This is a genomic window from Pseudomonas sp. FIP_A4 (genome assembly GCF_036701605.1).
In the GTDB taxonomy this organism is placed as follows: domain Bacteria; phylum Pseudomonadota; class Gammaproteobacteria; order Pseudomonadales; family Pseudomonadaceae; genus Stutzerimonas; species Stutzerimonas phenolilytica.
Window position 1 is genome coordinate 536,734 of the sequence record NZ_JAYDXP010000121.1, and the last position, 19,421, is coordinate 556,154.

The following is a 19,421-nucleotide window of genomic DNA, read 5'->3' on the forward strand; positions in this document are numbered from 1 at the left end:
CGACCTCAGGCGCTGTGCGCGTATGGCGGCTGCTTGGCCTTGGCGAGCGCCAGGTTGAGGCGTTGCAGCAGGCCGTCGGCATCGTCTTGCAGGGCCATCACAGCGGCCGTGCTCGCCTGCAGCTGCAGGCGCTCGCCATGCGCGCGGGCCTTGTACGCCAGGTGCGCCACAGCCAGGCGCAGTTCCTCGGCCAGCTGCTGTGCCTCGCGCGCGCCGGTATTGGGGAGCAGCACCACGAAACGATCGCCGGCCAATCGGCAGAGCAGGTCGCGGTGGCGCAGGTTGAGCACCAGTATCTGGGTCAACGCCTGCAGCACGCGGTCGCCCTCGGCGTGGCCATGCAGGCGGTTGATCTGGCTGAAGTCGTCGAGGTCGAGGATCACCAGCGACAGCGGCTGCTGCTCGGCGCGGGCCTCGGCCAGGCTCTGCTGTAGCTGCCTACGCAGGTAGTCGGCGGTGTTCAGCGGGGTCAGCTTGTCGAACAGCAGGTGCTCGCGGAATAGCCGCTCGCGTTTCTCCATCTGTGCGCTGATGGCCAACTGCTCGCGGTGCCAGTGGTAGATACCGAGGGTCAGCAAGACCAGGCCGAGCGGCATGGGCGCCGACTCCATCCAGTGGTCCCAGCTGATGGCATCCGGCAGCAGGATGAATTCGTCGAGGGCGTCCACCCACCAGGAGAGGAATACCAGACCCAGGCCCAGGGCGAGGAAGTTGGTCACCCGCCCGGTGGGCCGGCTCTTCAGTACCAGGCCGAGCCAGACCAGGCAGAGCAGGGCCGAGCCGCCCTCGCCGAGGATATCCAGCCACACCCAGTCGCCGGCTGGTTTCAGGTCGCCGGCGCCCAGGTGCAGCAGCAGGGCGGCGTTGGCGGCTAGCAGCAGGGCGGCCAGTTTCAGGCGATGCAGACCGAACGGGGTGGGCATGGCGGGCTCCGCACAAGAGGTTCGTTCATCAGCAGAGCAGAGCCATATGACCGAATGGTTGCAGTGAGGGAGGTCGAATCGGCTCAGGGCAGATGCCAATTATTTTTCTCGGCGCATGGGAAGGACGTATGAGGCCCGCGCCGATTCGAACTCGCGGATTGCTCCCGCCCTGTCGGAGGAGCCTTGCGCCTGGGTCAATTCGGCTCAAATCGGCCAGCAAATCCCGGTAAATCGGGCCGGCGCCGAGGCCCTGTCACAGAAGCGTCATCCCCGACTCCTAGCTTGCGCCCCACGTCGCCGGGCACTGGTTCGGCCGCAACGCATACTGGGGATGTCAGCATGTACAAACGCCAACTCAATGCCCGCCGTGCGGGCTTTACCGTCAGCGTCCTGGCGCTGGCCATCGCCGCCACGCCGCTGTGGGCCGCCGACGAGCATGTCGAAGTGGTCGGCCAGGCCGTCAGCATCGACCAGGCGCTCAAGGAGCAGCGTCGCTCCGACAGCGTGCAGAGCACCGTGCACGCCGACGGCGTGGCCCAACTGCCGGACCAAAACGTCGCCGAGGCTACCCAGCGCCTGCCGGGTGTGAGCGTGGAGCGCGACCAGGGTGAGGGCCGCTTCGTCAGCGTGCGGGGCCTGGGCCCGGACCTCAACAGTGTCAGCATCAACGGCACGCTGATCCCCTCGCCGGAGGCTGATCGTCGCGCCGTGGCCCTCGACGTGCTGCCTGCCGAGCTTGTGCAGTCATTGTCGGTGGTCAAGACCCTGACCCCGGACATGGATGCCAGCTCACTCGGCGGCACTATCGAAGTGGAGAGCCTGTCGGCCTTCGACCACAAGGGCCTGTTCTACACCGGCAGCGCCGAGGGCAGTTACGACGACAACACCCAGCAGTCCAGCCCGAAATTCTCCGGTGCAATCAGCGACCGTTTCAGCCTCGGTGACGGCACCGACAACTTCGGCGTGGCCGCCGCGCTGAGCTGGCAGCAGCGCGACTTCGGCTCGGACAACGTCGAGACCGGGGGCGATTGGGACTTCGAGGACCGCGCCCGACTGGCACAGTTCGAGCAGCGCGACTACGACATCCGTCGCGAGCGCAGCGGCCTGGGCCTGAACTTCGATTACCGCCCCGACGACTTCAGCAGCTACTACCTGCGTACTCTGTACAGCCGCTACAAGGACACCGAGACGCGCAACGCCGCCGGCGTCGAGTTCGCCGATGCCCAGCAGCCCGGCGAGGCGGGCGATGCCGAAGGCTGGCGCGAGCTGAAGGATCGCGAGGAGACCCAGGAGATCCAGTCCTTCGTGCTGGGCGGCGAGCACCTGGTGGGCCAGTGGACCTTCAACGGCCAGGTCGGCCACAGCCAGTCCAGCGAGGAAACGCCCGGGCACATCGGCGGTGCGCTGTTCGAGGGCGACGACGACTTCGCCGATGCGGGTTTCTCTGGCACTCGCAAGCCGCGCCTGAACATCGGCGACGACTTCTACGACCCGGCCCGCTTCAGCCTGAGCGAGGTCGAGTGGGCCGAGGAGAACACCGAGGACACCGAGAAGAACATCAAGCTCGACGCCGCCCGCGACTACGAGCTTGCCGGCCACGCCGCCCAGGTCAAGTTCGGGGGCAAGCTCAGCCGCCGCGACAAGCACAACGACACCGACATCTGGACTTACGAGGACCTCGGCGACTTCGGCTTCAGCGACGAGCAGCTGGGCATGGACCAGTTCACCAAGGGCTCGGTCGACTACAGCCTGGACCGCTACGGCCCAGGACTGTCGGCGGACCGCATCGAGGACCTGATCGGCGGCCTGGACCGCAGCGAGTTCTTCAACGAGGAGGAGTCGCGGGTCAACGACTTCGACATGAGCGAGGACATCAGCGCGGCCTACCTGATGCACACCCTAGACATGGACGGCCTGCGCATCATCGCCGGCCTGCGCTACGAGGGTACCGAGTTCCAGGCCAAGGGCACAGGCATGCGCGATGGCGACTACGAGAGCATCGAGGCCAGCAACGACTACCACCACTGGTTGCCGGGCCTGCATGCGCGCTACCAGCTGGACAAGGACACGCAGGTGCGCGCCGCCATCACCCACAGCGTGGTGCGGCCGACGTTCGGCCAGCTGGCGCCGGGCTTCGTCATCGACGGCGACGAGGCCAGCTTCGGCAATCCGGGGTTAGACCCGCTGGAGTCGCGCAACTACGACCTCGGCATCGAGCACTACCTGGGCCGCGCCGGCGTGGTGTCCGCCTTCCTGTTCTACAAGGACATCGAGAACTTCGTCTACAACGCCGACCTGGCCGGCACCGGCGAGTGGGCAGGCTTCGCCGAGGCCAACACCTTCGCCAACGGCGACGACGCCGACCTGTGGGGGCTGGAGCTGGCCTACTCGCAGAAGTTCGACTGGCTGCCGGCCCCCTGGAACGGCCTGCTGCTGGGCGCCAACGCCACCTTTAGCCGCTCCGACGCGAGCATCAGTGGCTTCGATCCTGGCAGTGGACGCGAGCTTTCGCGTGACATCGACCTGCCGTTCCAGTCCGACACCGTCGGCAACCTGATGCTCGGCTGGGAGAACGACAAGCTCAGCCTGCGCCTGTCGGCCAACTACAAGTCCGACTACCTCTACGAAGTCGCCGCTATCGACGACAAGCAGCACGACCTGCACGTCGATGACCAGGTATTCGTCGACTTCAGCGCCGGCTATTTCCTGACCAAGGAGCTGCAGGTCAAGTTCGAGGCGCAGAACGTCACTGATGAGCGCTACTACGTCTTCACCGGACGCAACGCCTACAACGCCCAGTACGAGGAATATGGCCCGACCTACAAGCTCGGCCTGACCTTCACCCACTTCTAGGACCTGTGCGCCCGGCCCCTTCTCCCGCTGCGGGCGAGAGGGCTGCGCCAGCCAGGAAGGCATCATCACAAGGATTACCCACGCAATGAACCGGTCGTTCACCCTTTTCTTGCTGTTTGCCGGCCTGTTGCTGGCCGGTTGTGCCCCGCTGTATTCGTCCATACCGAAGTTAAGCCTGAGCCACTGGGGGGGGGCCAGCCAGTCCAAGGCCGAGGAACTGCGCATCGCCGGCGAGCAGCGTCTGGCCGCCAGCGAGCAGCGTGGCCTGCTGTTGCTCGATGCCCAAGGCGGCGAGCTGGCGCGCCTGCCCGGACGCTTCTCCGGCCTTGACAGTCGAGAGCTGGACGGCCAGCTGCTGGTCGCCAGCCTGGATGCCGCCAGCCAGCGCCCGACCCTGGTGCTGCTCGACCCGGGCACGCGTCAGTGGGGCCGCAGCCTGGCCCTGCCCGCACGCGACTACGCTGTCTCCGGCCTGTGCCTGTATCGCGACGAGGCGGCCAACCTCTACCTGTTCCTGGTCGGCGAGGAAGGCCGTGGTGAGCAGTGGCTGGTCGGCGCCGGCCGTTCGCTGCGCGACGAGGCGCTGCGCGTGCGCGGCCTACCGTTGCCGCCGCAGGCCGAGTTCTGCCAGGTCGACGATATGGCCCACCAACTGCTGGTGAACGAAGAAGGCGTCGGCCTGTGGGCCTACCCGGCGCATCCGGAGGCCGAGGCCAGCCGAGTCCCGGTGGACATGGTGGCGCCCTTCGGCGGCCTGGAGCAAGGCGTGGGCGCCATGGCCAGCGTGCCGGGCGGCGTGCTGGCACTGGATGCCGGTGCCGGCAAGCTGCACCTGTACCAGCGCCACGGCGAAACCTGGCAGGCCGCCGGCAAGCTCGACCTGCCCGGCCTTGAGGAGCCCGAGCGCCTGGCCGTGCGGCCGGGCGCCAAGGGTCTCGACCTGCTGCTACGGGACGACGGCAGCGGCAGTTTCTACGAGGGTGAGCTGGCCTGGCAGCCACGGGCAGTGGCCGCGGCCGAGGCGCTGGTGAACGTGCCCGCACTGCGCCAGAGCGAACCGGTCGGTCGCCACGGTGATGCCGCCGATGATCCGGCGATCTGGGTCGATCCGGTCAACCCGGCGCGTTCGCGCGTGCTCGGCACCAACAAGAAGCAGGGCCTGCTGGTCTACGACCTGGACGGCACGCTGCTGCAAGAGCTGCCGGTGGGCCGCCTGAACAACGTCGATGTCAGCGCCAATTTCAGTCTCGGTGGCGTGCGGGTCGACCTGGCCGTGGCCAGCAACCGTGACCGCGACAGCATCGCCGTGTTCGCCATCGACCGCGCCAGCGGCGAGCTGCGCGAGGCCGGCGAGATTCGCACGCCGCTCAAGGAAATCTACGGCATCTGCCTGTTCCAACCGGCCAGCGGCGAGCTGTATGCCTTCGCCAACGGCAAGGACGGCAGCTTCCTACAGTATCGCCTGGGCGACAGCGGTGGCGAGGTCGCGGGCGAGCTGGTGCGGCGTTTCGCCGTGGCCAGCCAGCCCGAGGGCTGCGTGGCCGACGACCAGCGCCAGCGCCTGTTCATCGGCGAGGAGGACACAGGCGTATGGGCGGTGGATGCCCGTGCCGACGGCCCCACCGAGCTGCACGAGGTGATGAAGGTTGGCGGCGCGCTGCACGCCGATGTCGAGGGTCTGGCTCTGTACCAGTCACAAGAGCGCGACTACCTGGTGGTGTCCAGCCAGGGCAACGACAGTTACCTGTTGCTCGACGCCGAGCCGCCATATGCCCTGCGCGGCGCCTTCCGCATCGGCCTCAACGCCGCCCTGGGCATCGATGGCGCGTCCGAGACCGATGGGCTGGAGGTGACCTCGGCCAACCTCGGCGGGGCCTGGAGCCAGGGCCTGCTGGTGGTGCAGGACGGGCGCAAGCGCATGCCCGAAAGCACACAGAACTTCAAGCTGGTGCCCTGGGCCGACGTCGCCCGCGCCCTCGGCCTCGAATAACCCTGTCATCAGGCAGTAACCGCCGCGTAATCGAATAGCACCGCTGCCATTGCATACGGCGGCTACATTCGCCAAGGAGTCACACCATGCACGCTACCCTGGAACAGATGACCGTCTGGAGCCTGATCAACGACGCCAGCCTGCTGGTCAAGCTGGTCATGCTGAGCCTGTTCGCCGCTTCGCTGGCCAGCTGGTACCTGATCGTCCAGCGCAGCCTGCTGCTGGGCCGCAGCGAGCGCCTGGCGCGCGATTTCCTGCGCCGCTTCCGCGAGACCGGCGATCTCGCCACCCTGTACCGCGAGGGCGCCGAGCGCGGCGACGCGGACGCCGCGCTGGAACAGTTGTTCCGCGCCGGCTATGGCGAGTACGTGCAGCTGCGCCGTGATCCGCAGGTCGAGCGCGAGACGCTGATCGATGGCGTCGAACGCAGCCTGCTGGTGTCCATCGCCGAGCAGGAGGCGCGCCTGGAGAAGGGCTTGGCGCTGCTCGCTACCATCGGCTCGGTCAGTCCCTATGTCGGCCTGTTCGGCACGGTATGGGGAATCATGAATTCCTTCATCGGCCTGTCGCAGGTGCAGCAGGCGACACTGTCCACCGTCGCGCCGGGCATCGCCGAGGCGCTTATCGCCACCGCCATCGGCCTGTTCGCCGCTATCCCTGCGGTGGTCGCCTATAACCGCTTCTCTGCTCGCGTGGCGGCCCTGAGCACCCGCCTGTATGCCTTCGGCAACGAGCTGCAGGGTCGCCTTCAACGGCGCCTGCCGGCATCCGGCCTGGCCCAGGCGGCCTGAGGAGCAGTGTGATGCGCAAGCCGCAATGCAAGCACGGCCCCAAGGCCGAGATGAACGTGGTGCCCTATATCGACGTGATGCTGGTGCTGCTGGTGATTTTCATGGTGACTGCACCCATGTTGACCCAGGGCGTGAAGATCGAACTGCCCAAGGTCGCCGCCGAGGCGCTGCCGACCGACAGCCGACAGCAGGTGCTGACCCTCTCGGTGCAGGCCGACGGCGGCTACTACTGGAACCTCGGCAGCGAGCTGGACACCGAGCGCCGCACCGATAGCGCCGTGAGCCTGGAGGAGATGACTGCCAAGGTCGGTGCGCTGATCGCCGCGCGCGGCGACACCCAGGTGTACATCCGCGCGGACGGCCACGCCGAGTACGCCACGGTGCTGGCCGGCATGGCTGCGTTGCAGCAGGGCGGGGTGAGCAACATCGGCCTGATCACCGAGGCACCGCAGTGAGCATGCTGACCCTGTCTCGGCCGTCATCCTTCGTGCTCGTACCGCCGTCCGGCAACGGCTGGCGCAGCTTTGTCGCGGCCGGCACGGCGGTGGGCCTGCACGCCCTGGTGCTCGGCCTGCTGCTCAGCCATTGGCAGGCCGACACGCCACCGGCTGCGCAGGTGCGGACGCTGACCACGCGCCTGGTCACCCTGGCGCCGCCCGCTCCGGCGCAGCCCGAGGCCGTACTGCCGCCCGCCGTGATCCCCGAGCCCGAGCCGGCCAAGCCGGTGGAGGCGCCAAGGGCCGATCCCCGTGTCGAGCAGCGGAAGCTGGAGCAGGCTGCGCTGGCGCGCAAGCGCGTGGAGCAGCAGCGCGATCGTCAGCGGCTTGAGCACGAGCGCGCGGAACGCCAGCGCATCGAACATGAACGCCGCGAGGCCGAGGAGCTGGCTCGCCAGCAGGCGCAGCTAGCTCGGGCACGCGCCGCTGCCGAGGCTGCCGAACGTGCCCGCCAGGCCGAGGCCGCGGCCGCTGCCAGTCGCCAGTACTTGCCGATCTCCAAGGACGCGCCGGACTACCCCGAACGCGCTCTGGACAAGGGCATCGAAGGCGACTGCACGGTGAGCTACCGGGTCAACCCGCAGGGCCGTGTCGAAGACCCACAGGTAGTGGGCGACTGTCATCCGCTGTTTATACGTCCGTCACTGAACGCCGCTAAAGGCTTTCGCTACCAGCCGCGCCTGGTCGATGGCCGCGCGGTTTCGGTTGAGGGAGTGAGGAACACCTTTCACTACCGCATTGAATGACCCGTAAGGGCCACCCACCTCGATTTTCCCTCTCCTTGATGGGAGAGCCCGGGGAGAGGGCTGCAGGCCGTAGCCCGGACGCCATCCAAGAAACCTCCATAAAGAATCCCGAGAGATCCTCGATGAACGATCACAGCCGTTTCCACGCCCGCCTGGAAGCCCACGACGACACTGCCATCAACCCCAGCACCAACCCGCCGCTGGCCGAGCTGATCAACCCGGCTCGGCGCAATGTGCTCAAGGGCGGCCTGACCCTGGCCGCGCTCGGCTTCTTCAGCGGCGGCCTGGCGGCCTGCTCTAAGGCCAGTGCCAGTCCGCTGCTGGGCTTCAAGGGCGTGCCGGTGCAGCTCGACCCGCAGTTCGACCGCGTGCTGGTGGCCGAGGGCTACCGCGCCGTGCCGTTCTTTTGCTGGGGTGATCCGGTGGAGGCCGGCGCGCCGGCTTGGAACCCGGATGCCAGCGACGACTGGCAAGCCCAGTTGAAGCAGGCTGGCGACAATCACGACGGCATGAACTTCTTCCCGTTCGAAGGCGAGACAGAACGCGGCCTGCTGGTGATGAACCACGAGTACGTCAACCCGCCGCTGCACCCGTCCGGCAAGATCGACCAGAGCAGGCCGCGTCCGTTGGCCGAGGTGCGCAAGGAGCAGGCCGCCCACGGGGTGTCGGTGATCGAGGTGAGGAAGGGCGCCGATGGCCAGTGGCAACGGGTGATGGATTCCCCCTACAACCGCCGCATCAGCATGCTGACGCCGATGCGCATCGCCGGCCCTCTGGCCGGTCACGCGGTGATGAAGACCGCCAGCGATCCGGTGGGGCTGGAGGTGCTCGGAACCCTCAACAACTGCGCCACCGGCGTCACCCCCTGGGGCACCTTCCTCACCTGCGAGGAGAATTGGCCCAACTACTTTATCAACCGCGATAAAGAGGATTACGAGGCCCGGGTTTCGCACAAGCGCTACGGACTGGCCAAGGAAGGCACCAGCAAGAACTACGCGTGGGAGACCGCCGATCCGCGCTTTGACGCCACGCCCTACGCCGACCAGCCCCACGGCGGCCACGTCAACGAGCCGCACCGCTTCGGCTGGGTGGTCGAGATCGACCCCTTCGACCCCAAGGCGCAGCCGATCAAGCGCACCGCCTTCGGCCGCTTCAGCCGCGAGTGCGCGGCGCTGAGCCTGGGCAAGGACGGGCGCATGGCGTTCTACTCCGGCGACGATGCCAAGGGCGAGTACATCTACAAGTTCGTTCCCGCCGGCCGCTTTGATGCCGCCAACCCCAAGGCCGCACGCAACCTGCTCGACGAGGGCACCCTGTATGTTGCGCGCCTCAATGACGATGGCTCCGGCCAGTGGCTGGCGCTGGTGCACGGGCAGAACGGCCTGACCGCCGAGAACGGCTTCGACAGCCAGGAGGAGGTGCTGCTCAACGCGCGCGCCGCCGCCGACCGTGCCGGCGCCACGCCGATGGACCGTCCCGAGTGGGCCGCCGTCCACCCCACTACCGGCGAGGTCTACGTGACCCTGACCAACAACGACGGGCGCGGCGACAAGCAACCCACCGACAAGGCCAATCCGCGTCCGCACAACCTGCACGGGCAGATCCTGCGCTTCAACGAGCAGGGCGCCGACCCGACTGCCAGGGCCTTCGCCTGGGAACTGTTTCTGCTCGCCGGCGAGGCGCGCGGTGCCAGGGACAAGGAGGGCAGGGCGGTGCCGGCCAACCTGACCGGCACCATCAACGGCGACCTGTTCTCCTCGCCGGACGGCCTAGCATTCGACGTCGCAGGGCGCCTGTGGATCCAGACCGACTACGACGACATCGAGCCGGTCATGCACAACATGGGCTGCAACCAGCTGCTCTGCGCCGACCCCGCCACCCGTGAGGTGCGCCGTTTTCTGGTCGGCCCGCGCGGCTGCGAGATCACCGGCCTGGCCTGGAGCCCGGACGGCAAGGCGATGTGGGCCAACATCCAGCACCCAGGCCTCAGCTTCCCGGCCAGCGACGGCAAGACACGCCCGCGCTCGACCACGCTGCTGATAACGCGAGACGATGGAGGTCTAATCGGCGGACAATAGGAACAGTACGAGGCTTGGCCTCAGCCAGCCCGCTGTCACAGGCGCAGTACGGCGTCGGGTTTGTTCTGCCTACGCCCTGTCGCCATTTGCTTTGGCATCAACAATACTCTTATAGGCGGCGGGCCTCGTCCCGTACGGCGCACCAGCGGTTAGCATGGTTTGCGCTCCTCCCGGTGCCACGCGGCAGCCGATGATGGCTCGTCCGTTAGTTCCGTGTTTGGGCCTTGAGGAAGTCGACGAACGCTCGCAGCGGCGACGGCATATGGCGACGCCCGTGGTAATACAGATAAGGGCCTTCGAACGCCTGCCACCAGTCCTCAAGGATGGGCACCAGGTTACCTTCTGCCAGTTGGTCGCGTATGAACTCTTCGAACGTATAGACGATACCGAGCCCCGCGACCGCGCCGGCGATCCTGAGGTCGTGGCAGGAGGTCAGCAACTGACCGCGCGGCGGTATTCGGAATGTACGACCGTCCTTCTCGAACTCGAATGTGCCGACCTTGCCGCTTTCGAACCGATGCCCCAGCAGGTCGTGGCCTTCCAGTTCGGCGGGATGCTGCGGTGTGCCTCGACTCTCCAGGTAATCCGGCGAGGCGGCAGCAACGAAGCGCTGGCGCCGCGGGCCGATCGGCACGGCGATCATGTCCCTGGCCAGGCTCTCTTCGTAGCGCACCCCGGCGTCGTAACCCGCGGCGATGACGTCGATGAAGGTGTTCTCCATCGTCACCTCGACGTTGACGCCGGGATAGAGCCTCAAAAAACGCGCGAGCAGATCCGGCAGCATGTAGCGCGCCACGGGTACCGGGACATTTAGCCTGAGCGTGCCCACCGGGCGATGCGCATCATCGTCAAGGTCGTTGAAGGCGGCTGCGATTTCCTGCAGGGCGGGGCGCACACGCTCCAGCAGGCGCTCTCCGGCGGCGGTAGGGGTCACGCTGCGCGTCGTGCGATTGAGCAGTCGTACGCCCACATCGGCTTCCAGGCGGCGCACGCAGTCGCTCAGAGAAGAGGCCGACAGCCCTTTCGACTGCGCGGCGGAGCGGAAGCCGCCGGCTTGTACGACGGCGGCGAACAGGGCGACATCGCTCAGGCTGGGCTCGCGCATAGGGCCTCCTCTCGGCTGGCAACAACTGTACGCCTTGCCGTACGAGGCATCCAGAATCGGGTGACTTATCGCTTGGCACTCGTACGCAAATACTCCTCTCTCCCCGGCATTGCCGGATAAACCGCGAAGAGAGGACTAAGCCATGTGGATCCGTTCAACGATTCGTACGAGGAGCACCAGCCGATTCGTGGCGCTAGCCCGAGCCCTCGCCGGTGCCGCGCTCATCGGCGCTGCGAGTGCTGAAGGCTCATCCCGTGAGGCACCCAAGCCCGACTGGTCAGTGAGCGACATGCCCTCCCAGGAAGGCCGCACCGTTCTGATCACCGGCGGCACGAGCGGCATGGGCTACGAGGATGCCTTGGCACTCTCGCGTGCCGGCGCACGGGTCATCATCGCGGCGCGCAACGCCGAGCGCGGCGAGCAGGCGATCGCCCGCATCCGCGAGTCAGTGCCTGATGCCAAGCTGGAATTCGAGGCCCTTGACCTGGCCGACCTGGCGTCGGTGCACAGCCTGGCTCGGCGTCTCAACGAGAGGCTGCCGCGCCTGGATGTGCTGATCAACAACGCCGCCATCATGGCCCCGCCAGAACGCGGGGTGTCCGCGGATGGCTTCGAGCTGCAGCTGGCGACCAATTACCTGGGGCATTTCGCCTTGACTGGTCTGCTGGTTCCCTTGCTGCGCGAGAGCCCGGATGCGCGCGTGGTCAGCCTTTCGAGCATCGCGGCGGCGCGCGGTGCGCTGGACTTCGACGACCTGCAGGCCGAGCGAGAGTACGAACCCTACGCCACCTATGCCCAGTCGAAGCTCGCCGTCCTTCACTGGGCGCGTGCGCTGCAACGGCGCAGCGACGCGGCGGGTTGGGGCATTCGAAGCATTGCCGCGCATCCTGGCGTCGCCGTGACCGAGCTGATCGCACGCGGTCCCGGTCTGGACAGTGCGTTCGGACAACGCTGGGCGAAGGATCGGGACGAGTACCACTCCGCCGCGCAGGGTGCGCTGTCCACCCTTTATGCGGCTACCGCTCATGAGGCCGTGGGTGGTGCGTACTACGGGCCAACCGGTGACGATGAAAAACGTGGCCCGCTGGGCTTTGCGGAGGTACCGCCTGCGCTTAGTGACTTGGTACAGGCCGAAAGACTCTGGACACTTTCCGAACAGCTCACTGGCGTCACCTACCCGTGACCGGGTTCTCCGGGACGGGAAAACCGTCCCTTTTTCTCGTCACATCGAAAGGATCCATCATGCGCATGTCTTCCAACCTGCACCGGCTGAGTCTGGCCCTCAACGCCCGTGAACATGAGCTGCGTCCGGCCGTTTGCGGGTTCCTATTGTTTCTGTGCCTGTTCGCCGGGTACTTCATGCTGCGCCCCATTCGCGAGTCGATGGGGATCGCGGCAGGCGTGGATAATCTCCAATGGCTGTTCACGGTGACGTTCCTGGTCATGCTCGTGGCCGTCCCCTTGTTTGCCTGGCTCAGTTCACATGTACAGCGCCGGTACTTCGTCGATTGGGTGTACGGGTTTTTTGCAGCGAATCTTCTGGGGTTCGTTGCGCTGTTTCAGCTGTGGCCCGAGGGACCCTGGCTGGCCCGGGTGTTCTATGTCTGGATATCGGTCTTCAATCTGTTCGTCGTCTCCGTGGCGTGGAGCCTGATGACGGACGTGTTCGACGGTGAGCAGGCCAAACGTCTGTTCGCATTCATCGCGGCGGGCGCCAGCGTTGGCGGCCTGGTGGGGCCGGCCTTGAGTACGCTGCTGATCGGCTTGATCGGAACGTCCGGCCTGATGCTGCTGGCGGCCCTGTTGCTCGGATCCACGCTCATCCTGAAACACTCGCTGATGCAATGGCGCGAGGAGGGCGGCGCCGGGCGCCCTGGCGCCGCTCCGACACAGAGCCCTCGGCATCCATTGCCCGGCAATCCATTCAGCGGGCTGATGGCGGTTCTCGGGTCACCCTATTTGCTCGGCATTGCCGGTTTCGTGGTGCTGTTGGCGACCGTGACGACCTTCCTTTACTTCGAGCAGGCCCGCCTGGTGGCTGAACAATTTCCAGGGCGTGAGGCCCAGGTTCGTGTCTTCGGCACCATCGATCTCATTGTTCAGGTGGGGGCGCTGTTGGCCCAGTTGTTCCTCACCGGCCGCATCGCGCAGACCATGGGGGTGCGTGTGCTGCTGGCCATCGTGCCGCTGTTGATGTGCGCGGGTTTCGTCGGGCTCGCGCTTGCGCCGGGATTCGTGCTGCTCGCCACATTGATGATCGTTCGGCGGATCGGTGAGTACGCCTTCGTCAGGCCGGGACGGGAAATGCTGTTTGCTCCCTTGGACCCCGAGAGCAAGTACAAGGCCAAGAACTTTATCGACACCGTGGTCTATCGTGCCGGGGATGCCGCCAGCAGCTGGGTCAAGAGCCTGCTGGACATGCTCGGGCAGGGCGCCGGCCTGGCTGCATTGATCGGAGCACTCTGCGCGTTGCTGTGGGGCGGGCTGGGATGGCAGCTCGGACGACAGGCTGATCGTCAGCAAAATCAAGCAGGCGCTGCCGCGAGTCTCGTTGAGGTATAGACGGCCGGCCGCTCCGTTCGAGCAGCTCGCGCTGGTTCGGTTGCGCCCCGATTGTTTGCCCTGCGAAGCAGAGGTCCGTCCGCATGTGGCGAGTATGTTTACCTTGGGGTAATGTAAACGTTACCTTTTAAGCACGATGTTCGGTAAACATGACATGGATTACTCAATCCTGTTGACTCGCCTAGGCAAAAACCTTCGACAGCGACGCTTGCATCGCGGATTGACCCAGGCGCAGCTTGCTTCCATGGCGGCCCTCACCAGGCAGAAGATCATCGCGATCGAGAAGGGGGATGCGTCGGTAGCTGTTGGCGCATATGCGCGTGCTATCGCCGCGCTGGGTTGCGACCTGGCAATCGTGCAGGCGGCCATGCCGACCCTCGACGAAATTCAGGGAGTATTCGACTGATGACCGTCAACGCGGTGCTCAAGGTTGCTACGCCCGAAGGCGAGAGCGGAAGGATCGTCCGTGGCGATCAGGATTACCTGTTTCGCTACGGCGAAGGTGCCGACCTGCGGTCGGCAATCAGCCTGCTGATGCCTGTGCGGCTAGAGGATTACCGCCACCGTGAGCTGCATCCAATCTTCCAGATGAACTTGCCCGAAGGCTATGTCTTGGAGCAGCTGCGCAACCGCCTCGCCAAAATCGCAACCGTCGATCCGATGCTATTGCTGGCGCTCTCGGGAAGCAGCTCACCCATTGGGCGCGTAACCGTAGCCTCGCAGGAGATTGATGCACTGTTGGCACGACAACAACGCTCACGGGGTGAGCGTCTCGAGGAGATCCTGGCATGGGATGGTGCCGAGGACCTCTTTGCCGATCTGGTGGATCGCTACATCCTGCGGGCGGGTATCTCTGGCGTGCAACCAAAGGTACTGGTCCCTGAACTCGACGAAACGCTCCCGCACCGTTTCACCTCCAAGACATCCGACCTGATCATCAAGAGCGGTCGTGAGGAATTTCCGGGGCTGGCGATCAACGAGTATCTATGCATGTCCGTTGCGCGGGAGGCGGGCGTCCCTGTACCGCCGTTCTACCTCTCCGACAATGCCAGGCTTTTCGTGATGCGCCGATTCGACCGGGACGCCGATCTGAACCCGCTCGGCTTCGAGGACATGACGGCGCTGATGGGGCTGTCTGCAGAACAAAAATATTCCAAGAGCTATTCGGCGATCGCCAAGGCCATTCGCCTGTTCTGCCCTCCCGAGCACGTGCAATCTTCGTTGGCGCAACTCTTTTCAATCGTCGCCCTGAGCTGCATCGTCGGCAATGGCGATGCCCACCTGAAGAATTTCGGGTTGCTGTATTCCGATCCAACGCAGCGCGACGCACGCCTCGCGCCGGCCTACGATATCGTCAACACCACGGTGTACATCCCCGAGGATGTCCTGGCATTGGACTTGATCGGCAACCGATCACTGTTTGCTTCCCGGCAGGGGCTGCTGGAGTTCGCCAGGGTCTGCGATGTCGACCACCCCAAGGACATAATAAGGCGGCAACTGGGTGCGCTCGAGCTGGTCCTGGAGCAGCATGTCGATCTATGTCGACAGGCGCCGGCGGTTGCCGATGCGATTAGGCGCTCTGCTGCACCGTTTATCCAGACGTTCGGCTGAGGTTGGCTACAGGTTCCTAGACGCGATCATGCCATCGGACAGTGAATGTGAAAGGGGGCCGGGCCCCCTTGGGCTATACGAGCCCGCCTTCGGCCATCGAGATCGTTGTCCGGCCGGCTACGATGACGTGGTCCAACGTGCGGACGTCGACCAGCTCCAAAGCCTGTTTCAAGCGCCTGGTCAACGTCTTGTCCGCTTCACTCGGCTCGGGATGCCCGCTCGGGTGGTTGTGAGCGAAGATCACCGCCGCTGCATTGAGCTTCAGTGCTTCCTTGACGACCTCCCGCGGATATACCGAAGCACTGTCGATGGTCCCTCGAAACAGCTCGACGTATTCAAGCAATCGATGGCGATTGTCCAGGAACAGGGCTGCAAACACCTCGTGTTCGTATCCCGCCAGCTTGGCGCCCAGATACTCCCTGACGACGCCAGGCGAGGTAAATGCAGCGCCGCGGCGTATCTTCAGGTCGATGACTCGGCGAGCCTCGCTCAGGATCTGCTCGGCCGTGGCTGGCACGTAGCGACCCGCTTTGTCGTGGACCAAAAGAGATGATGTAAAGGAGGAAGTCGACATGTCGGTGCTCCGGTTGCTCGGGCGGAATTGCCCGGAACCGGTCCGGCACGGCGCAGCGCAAGCAGTCAGGGGGCGCAGCCGGCGTCAGCCGCGAATGCGCATCGCGTATGGAGCCCTTGACAGCGAGCACGCCGTGACAGGGTGAAGGGAAACAGCAAGACCGCCCCCACACCGTGTTATCAGGCACGAGCGGCAAGCGCAGCGCGCAGGCCTGTGTAAAAACAACCTTAGCCAAGGGGGTGATTGACCCGGTGCGGCGTCTATCGGGTCGATCACTCCTTGGGCCTCTGGTCGGTGCGCTGGCACCCCACTCAGGATGGCGTGACCGCAGCGGACCTCCAACCGAAGCAGAGGCCCGTCCGCACGAATTCTTTGCCAGGCGCCAAAGGTGCTGAGTCGGCTTGACTGCTGTCATTTCCATGCCGTTGGCGTTGCGCTAGGCGCTCCGGAAAAAGTTTCTGATCCGCTTTTATTGGCCTTATCTGGCCCTGTTTTCAGTGCAGATGAACGCCGATGATCTCGCTATTGAAGCAGTGGCGAGATGAGCGTTCCTCATGCACGAGCAACCTGGCCTTTGTTACCGCGACCACCGACCTCGTCGAATCGAGGGCGTCATAAGTCCGGGACGAAACATTCATCTGGACGGCTTGAGCCATCCCCTTGCTGCAATCAGTTGACGACAGCGTAGCTCGTGCGCAGCGCATGCCGCGGCTTCCTTTGCGAACCGCCCAGGTAGCGTACGGCACTCGATTGCCGACCGCGTGCTTTCACCAAAGGGGTGGCCTCGATCGCCCCTGGCTGGCCCAGTTCGGCTACATGACTCCCGCTAATCCCAGAGCCATTCATGTTGGCCGGCCCGAATTTCATCCCAAGGAGTAGAGCATGAGCGACAAGACCAAAGGCGATACCGAAGCACTGGGAAAAAGCGGCTTGAGCCGCCGCGGCTTCCTCGGCGCAACCGCCATGACCGGGGCCGCCGCGGCTGCCACCGCATTGGGTGGCGCGGTAATGACGCGTGAAAGCTGGGCGGCGGCAGCCAAGGACTCCAAGTCCAAGATCCACGTCGGACCCGGCGAGCTCGATACCTACTACGGCTTCTGGAGCGGTGGCCACCAGGGCGAGGTACGCGTACTGGGCGTGCCTTCCATGCGCGAGATCATGCGCATCCCGGTATTCAACCTTGACCCCGCGACGGGTTATGGCCTCACCAACGAGAGCAAACGCGTGCTGGGTGCCAGTGGCAAATGGATGATCGGTGACTGCCACCACCCGCACCTGTCGCTGACCGATGGCAAGCATGACGGCAAGTACCTGTTCATCAACGACAAGGCCTGCAGCCGCGTCGCCCGTATCCGTCTGGATATCATGATGACCGACAAGATCGTCACCGTTCCCAATGCGCAGGCGGTGCACGGCCTGCGGTTGCAGAAGGTACCGTATACCAAGTACGTGTTCTGCAACGCCGAATTCATCATTCCGCACCCGAATGACGGCCTCAACATCGCGTTGGATGCCGAAGACAGCTTCACGGTGTTCAACGCCATCGATGCCGAATCCATGGAGGTGGCGTTCCAGGTCATCGTCGACGGCAACCTGGACAACTGCGATGCCGACTACACCGGCAAGTACGCCGCGTCCACCTGCTACAACTCGGAGAAGGCGCTGGACCTGGGCGGCAGCATGCGCAACGAGCGCGACTGGGTCGTCGTCTACAACATCCCGGCGATCGAGAAAGCCATCAAGGACGGCAAGTTCGTCACCCTGGGTAATAGCAAGGTGCCCGTTGTCGACGGACGCAAGGCCAAGATCGGCGACACCAATGTCACCCGTTACATCCCGGTGCCGAAAAACCCGCACGGCTGCAACATGTCGCCCGATGGCAAGTACTTCATCGCGGCCGGCAAGTTGTCGCCAACCTGCACCATCATCTCCACGGCGCTGCTTGACGAACTGTTCGCCGGCAAGTTGAAGGACGAACGTGACGTCGTGGTCGGCGAGCCGGAACTAGGCCTCGGCCCGCTGCATACCACCTTCGACGGTCGCGGCAACGCCTATACGACGCTGTTCATCGACAGCCAGGTGGTCAAGTGGAACATCGATGACGCCATCCGTGCCTACAAGGGCGAGAAGGTCAACTACATCAAGCAGAAGCTCGATGTGCATTACCAGCCAGGGCACAACCATGCCTCGCTGACCGAGTCCCGCGAGGCCGACGGTCAGTGGCTGGTGGTGCTGAGCAAGTTCTCCAAGGATCGTTTCCTGCCGGTTGGCCCTATGCACCCCGAGAACGACCAACTGATCGATATTTCCGGTGATGAGATGAAGCTCGTGCACGACGGTCCGGCTTTTGCCGAACCGCATGACTGCACGATGGCCCGTCGCGACCAGATTCGTACCAAGAAGGTCTGGGACCGCAACGACCCGTACTTTGCCGAAACCGTGAAGATGGCCGAGAAGGACGGCATCAACCTGGAGACCGATAACAAGGTCATCCGCGACGGCAACAAGGTCAGGGTCTACATGGTGTCGATGGCGCCCAGTTATGGGATCAATGAGTTCACCGTCAAAGAGGGCGATGAAGTCACCATCACCATCACCAACATCGACAAGATCGAGGACCTGACCCATGGCTTCTGCATCGTCAACCAGGGCGTAACCATGGCCATCGGCCCGCAGCAGACGTCGTCCATTACCTTCAAGCCCGAGGGCGTCGGCGTGTTCTGGTACTACTGCAACTTCTTCTGCCATGCCCTGCACATGGAAATGAACGGGAGGATGATCGTCGAGCCGGCGTGATGTGGCGCCTGAATCGGGCCACTCGCAATTCGCTCTCCCCGGCGTGGCCGGGGAGATGTTCCAGTGAAACAGGCTGTCTGGATCATATGAGGCATACATGAAAGCTCCGTCGATCAGGCGGCATTACTATCCGTTGACTTGGGCGCTGCTCATTCTTTGCGGTGCTGCCAGCGCGGCACCGCAACCCATTACCTCGCTGCCGCTACTGGCGCAGGGTGAGAATCGCTGGAAGTTGCCCACCGGGGAATACAGCGGACAATTTCTTATCGACCAGACACTGACGCTGAGCTGCGAGCCCGGCGCGGTGATCGATGGTGGCGATCATGGCAACGTCCTCACGGTGCGTGCCCCTCATGTCGTTATCGAGGGCTGCGCGCTGCGCGGTTCGGGCAGCGACCTGAGCGAAATGAACGCGGCGATCTTTCTCGAGCCCCGCGCCAGCGACGCGGTGGTGCGTGACAACTATCTGCAGGGGCGCGGATTCGGCATCTGGTCCGAGCGCAATCTGAACGTACTGATCGAGAACAACCGCGTTGAAGGCGATGCTCGGATGCGTTCGCAGGACCGTGGTAACGGCATCCACCTGTTCTCGGTGAAGGGCGCACGGGTGATCGGCAACCACGTGCGCAACACCCGCGACGGCATCTACATCGACAACTCCAATGGCAACAGCATCGAGCGCAACCTCTTCGAGGACCTGCGCTACGGCGTGCATTACATGTTCTCCCACGAGAACCGGGTAGTCGGCAATATCACGCGCCGCACCCGTACCGGCTTCGCGCTGATGCAGAGCCGCAAGCTGGTGGTGATCGGCAACCGCTCCGAACAGGATCAGAACTACGGCATCCTGATGAACTACATCACCTACTCGACGCTGAAGAACAACTTCGTCAGC

At 64.6% G+C, this 19,421-nt stretch carries 15 protein-coding genes; 12 read left to right on the top strand and 3 right to left on the bottom strand.

Features of this window, described 5'->3' with window-relative positions; genetic code table 11:
- Nucleotides 1-5: 5 nt before the first annotated feature.
- Nucleotides 6-923, bottom strand: coding sequence for a GGDEF domain-containing protein (locus U8L64_RS09855; protein ID WP_043296848.1), 918 nt, complete (start codon nt 921-923; stop codon nt 6-8).
- Between the two features lie 339 nt (nt 924-1,262).
- Here U8L64_RS09855 and U8L64_RS09860 point away from each other — a divergent pair, with 339 nt between their 5' ends.
- The 6 genes from U8L64_RS09860 to U8L64_RS09885 all read left to right on the top strand — a co-directional run bounded on the left by U8L64_RS09860 (nt 1,263) and on the right by U8L64_RS09885 (nt 9,878).
- Nucleotides 1,263-3,776, top strand: a complete 2,514-nt coding sequence (locus U8L64_RS09860; RefSeq protein WP_333396685.1) for a TonB-dependent receptor — start codon at nt 1,263-1,265, stop codon at nt 3,774-3,776.
- 85 nt (nt 3,777-3,861) lie between these two features.
- Complete coding sequence (locus tag U8L64_RS09865) at nt 3,862-5,766, top strand: phytase (RefSeq protein ID WP_333396689.1); 1,905 nt, start codon at nt 3,862-3,864, stop codon at nt 5,764-5,766.
- A gap of 86 nt (nt 5,767-5,852) precedes the next feature.
- Nucleotides 5,853-6,557 carry a protein TolQ gene (tolQ, locus tag U8L64_RS09870; RefSeq protein ID WP_043296844.1) on the top strand — a complete coding sequence of 235 codons (705 nt, stop codon included), beginning with the start codon at nt 5,853-5,855 and terminating at the stop codon, nt 6,555-6,557.
- Nucleotides 6,558-6,568: 11 nt separating this feature from the next.
- Nucleotides 6,569-7,012: a protein TolR gene (tolR, locus tag U8L64_RS09875; RefSeq protein WP_043296842.1), complete on the top strand. Its 444-nt coding sequence runs from the start codon at nt 6,569-6,571 to the stop codon at nt 7,010-7,012.
- A gap of 2 nt (nt 7,013-7,014) precedes the next feature.
- Nucleotides 7,015-7,800, top strand: a complete 786-nt coding sequence (locus U8L64_RS09880; protein WP_333396694.1) for an energy transducer TonB — start codon at nt 7,015-7,017, stop codon at nt 7,798-7,800.
- 122 nt (nt 7,801-7,922) lie between these two features.
- Nucleotides 7,923-9,878 carry a PhoX family protein gene (locus tag U8L64_RS09885; RefSeq protein WP_333396697.1) on the top strand — a complete coding sequence of 652 codons (1,956 nt, stop codon included), beginning with the start codon at nt 7,923-7,925 and terminating at the stop codon, nt 9,876-9,878.
- Between the two features lie 205 nt (nt 9,879-10,083).
- Here U8L64_RS09885 and U8L64_RS09890 read toward each other — a convergent pair whose 3' ends face one another.
- Nucleotides 10,084-10,983 carry a LysR family transcriptional regulator gene (locus U8L64_RS09890; protein WP_333396700.1) on the bottom strand — a complete coding sequence of 300 codons (900 nt, stop codon included), beginning with the start codon at nt 10,981-10,983 and terminating at the stop codon, nt 10,084-10,086.
- Nucleotides 10,984-11,125: 142 nt separating this feature from the next.
- Between U8L64_RS09890 and U8L64_RS09895 the strand changes: the two genes are divergently transcribed.
- From U8L64_RS09895 to U8L64_RS09910, 4 genes are all read left to right on the top strand, one after another.
- A complete protein-coding gene (locus U8L64_RS09895) occupies nt 11,126-12,166 on the top strand; it encodes an SDR family oxidoreductase (protein ID WP_333396701.1) in 1,041 nt (346 codons plus the stop codon).
- A 59-nt stretch (nt 12,167-12,225) separates the two neighbouring features.
- Nucleotides 12,226-13,545: an NTP/NDP exchange transporter gene (locus tag U8L64_RS09900; protein ID WP_333396704.1), complete on the top strand. Its 1,320-nt coding sequence runs from the start codon at nt 12,226-12,228 to the stop codon at nt 13,543-13,545.
- Nucleotides 13,546-13,699: 154 nt separating this feature from the next.
- On the top strand, nt 13,700-13,951 hold the full coding sequence (locus tag U8L64_RS09905) for a helix-turn-helix transcriptional regulator (protein ID WP_138300014.1): 252 nt from the start codon (nt 13,700-13,702) through the stop codon (nt 13,949-13,951).
- Entirely contained in the window at nt 13,951-15,156 is a 1,206-nt protein-coding gene (locus tag U8L64_RS09910; protein ID WP_333396708.1) for a type II toxin-antitoxin system HipA family toxin, read from the top strand. The genes U8L64_RS09905 and U8L64_RS09910 overlap by 1 nt, the downstream gene beginning before the upstream one ends.
- A 73-nt stretch (nt 15,157-15,229) precedes the next feature.
- On the opposite strand, the gene radC is transcribed toward U8L64_RS09910, so the two are convergent.
- The gene (gene radC / locus U8L64_RS09915) at nt 15,230-15,730 is read right to left on the bottom strand and encodes a RadC family protein (RefSeq protein WP_077683175.1); all 501 of its coding nucleotides are present in this window, start codon (nt 15,728-15,730) and stop codon (nt 15,230-15,232) included.
- 882 nt (nt 15,731-16,612) lie between these two features.
- On the opposite strand from radC, the gene nosZ reads away from it, so the two are divergent.
- Both nosZ and U8L64_RS09925 read left to right on the top strand, forming a co-directional pair.
- Nucleotides 16,613-18,526, top strand: a complete 1,914-nt coding sequence (nosZ, locus tag U8L64_RS09920; protein WP_333396712.1) for a TAT-dependent nitrous-oxide reductase — start codon at nt 16,613-16,615, stop codon at nt 18,524-18,526.
- A gap of 97 nt (nt 18,527-18,623) precedes the next feature.
- Nucleotides 18,624-19,421 (top strand): NosD domain-containing protein (locus tag U8L64_RS09925; RefSeq protein ID WP_333396715.1); only part of this gene is annotated, 798 nt, incomplete at its 3' end.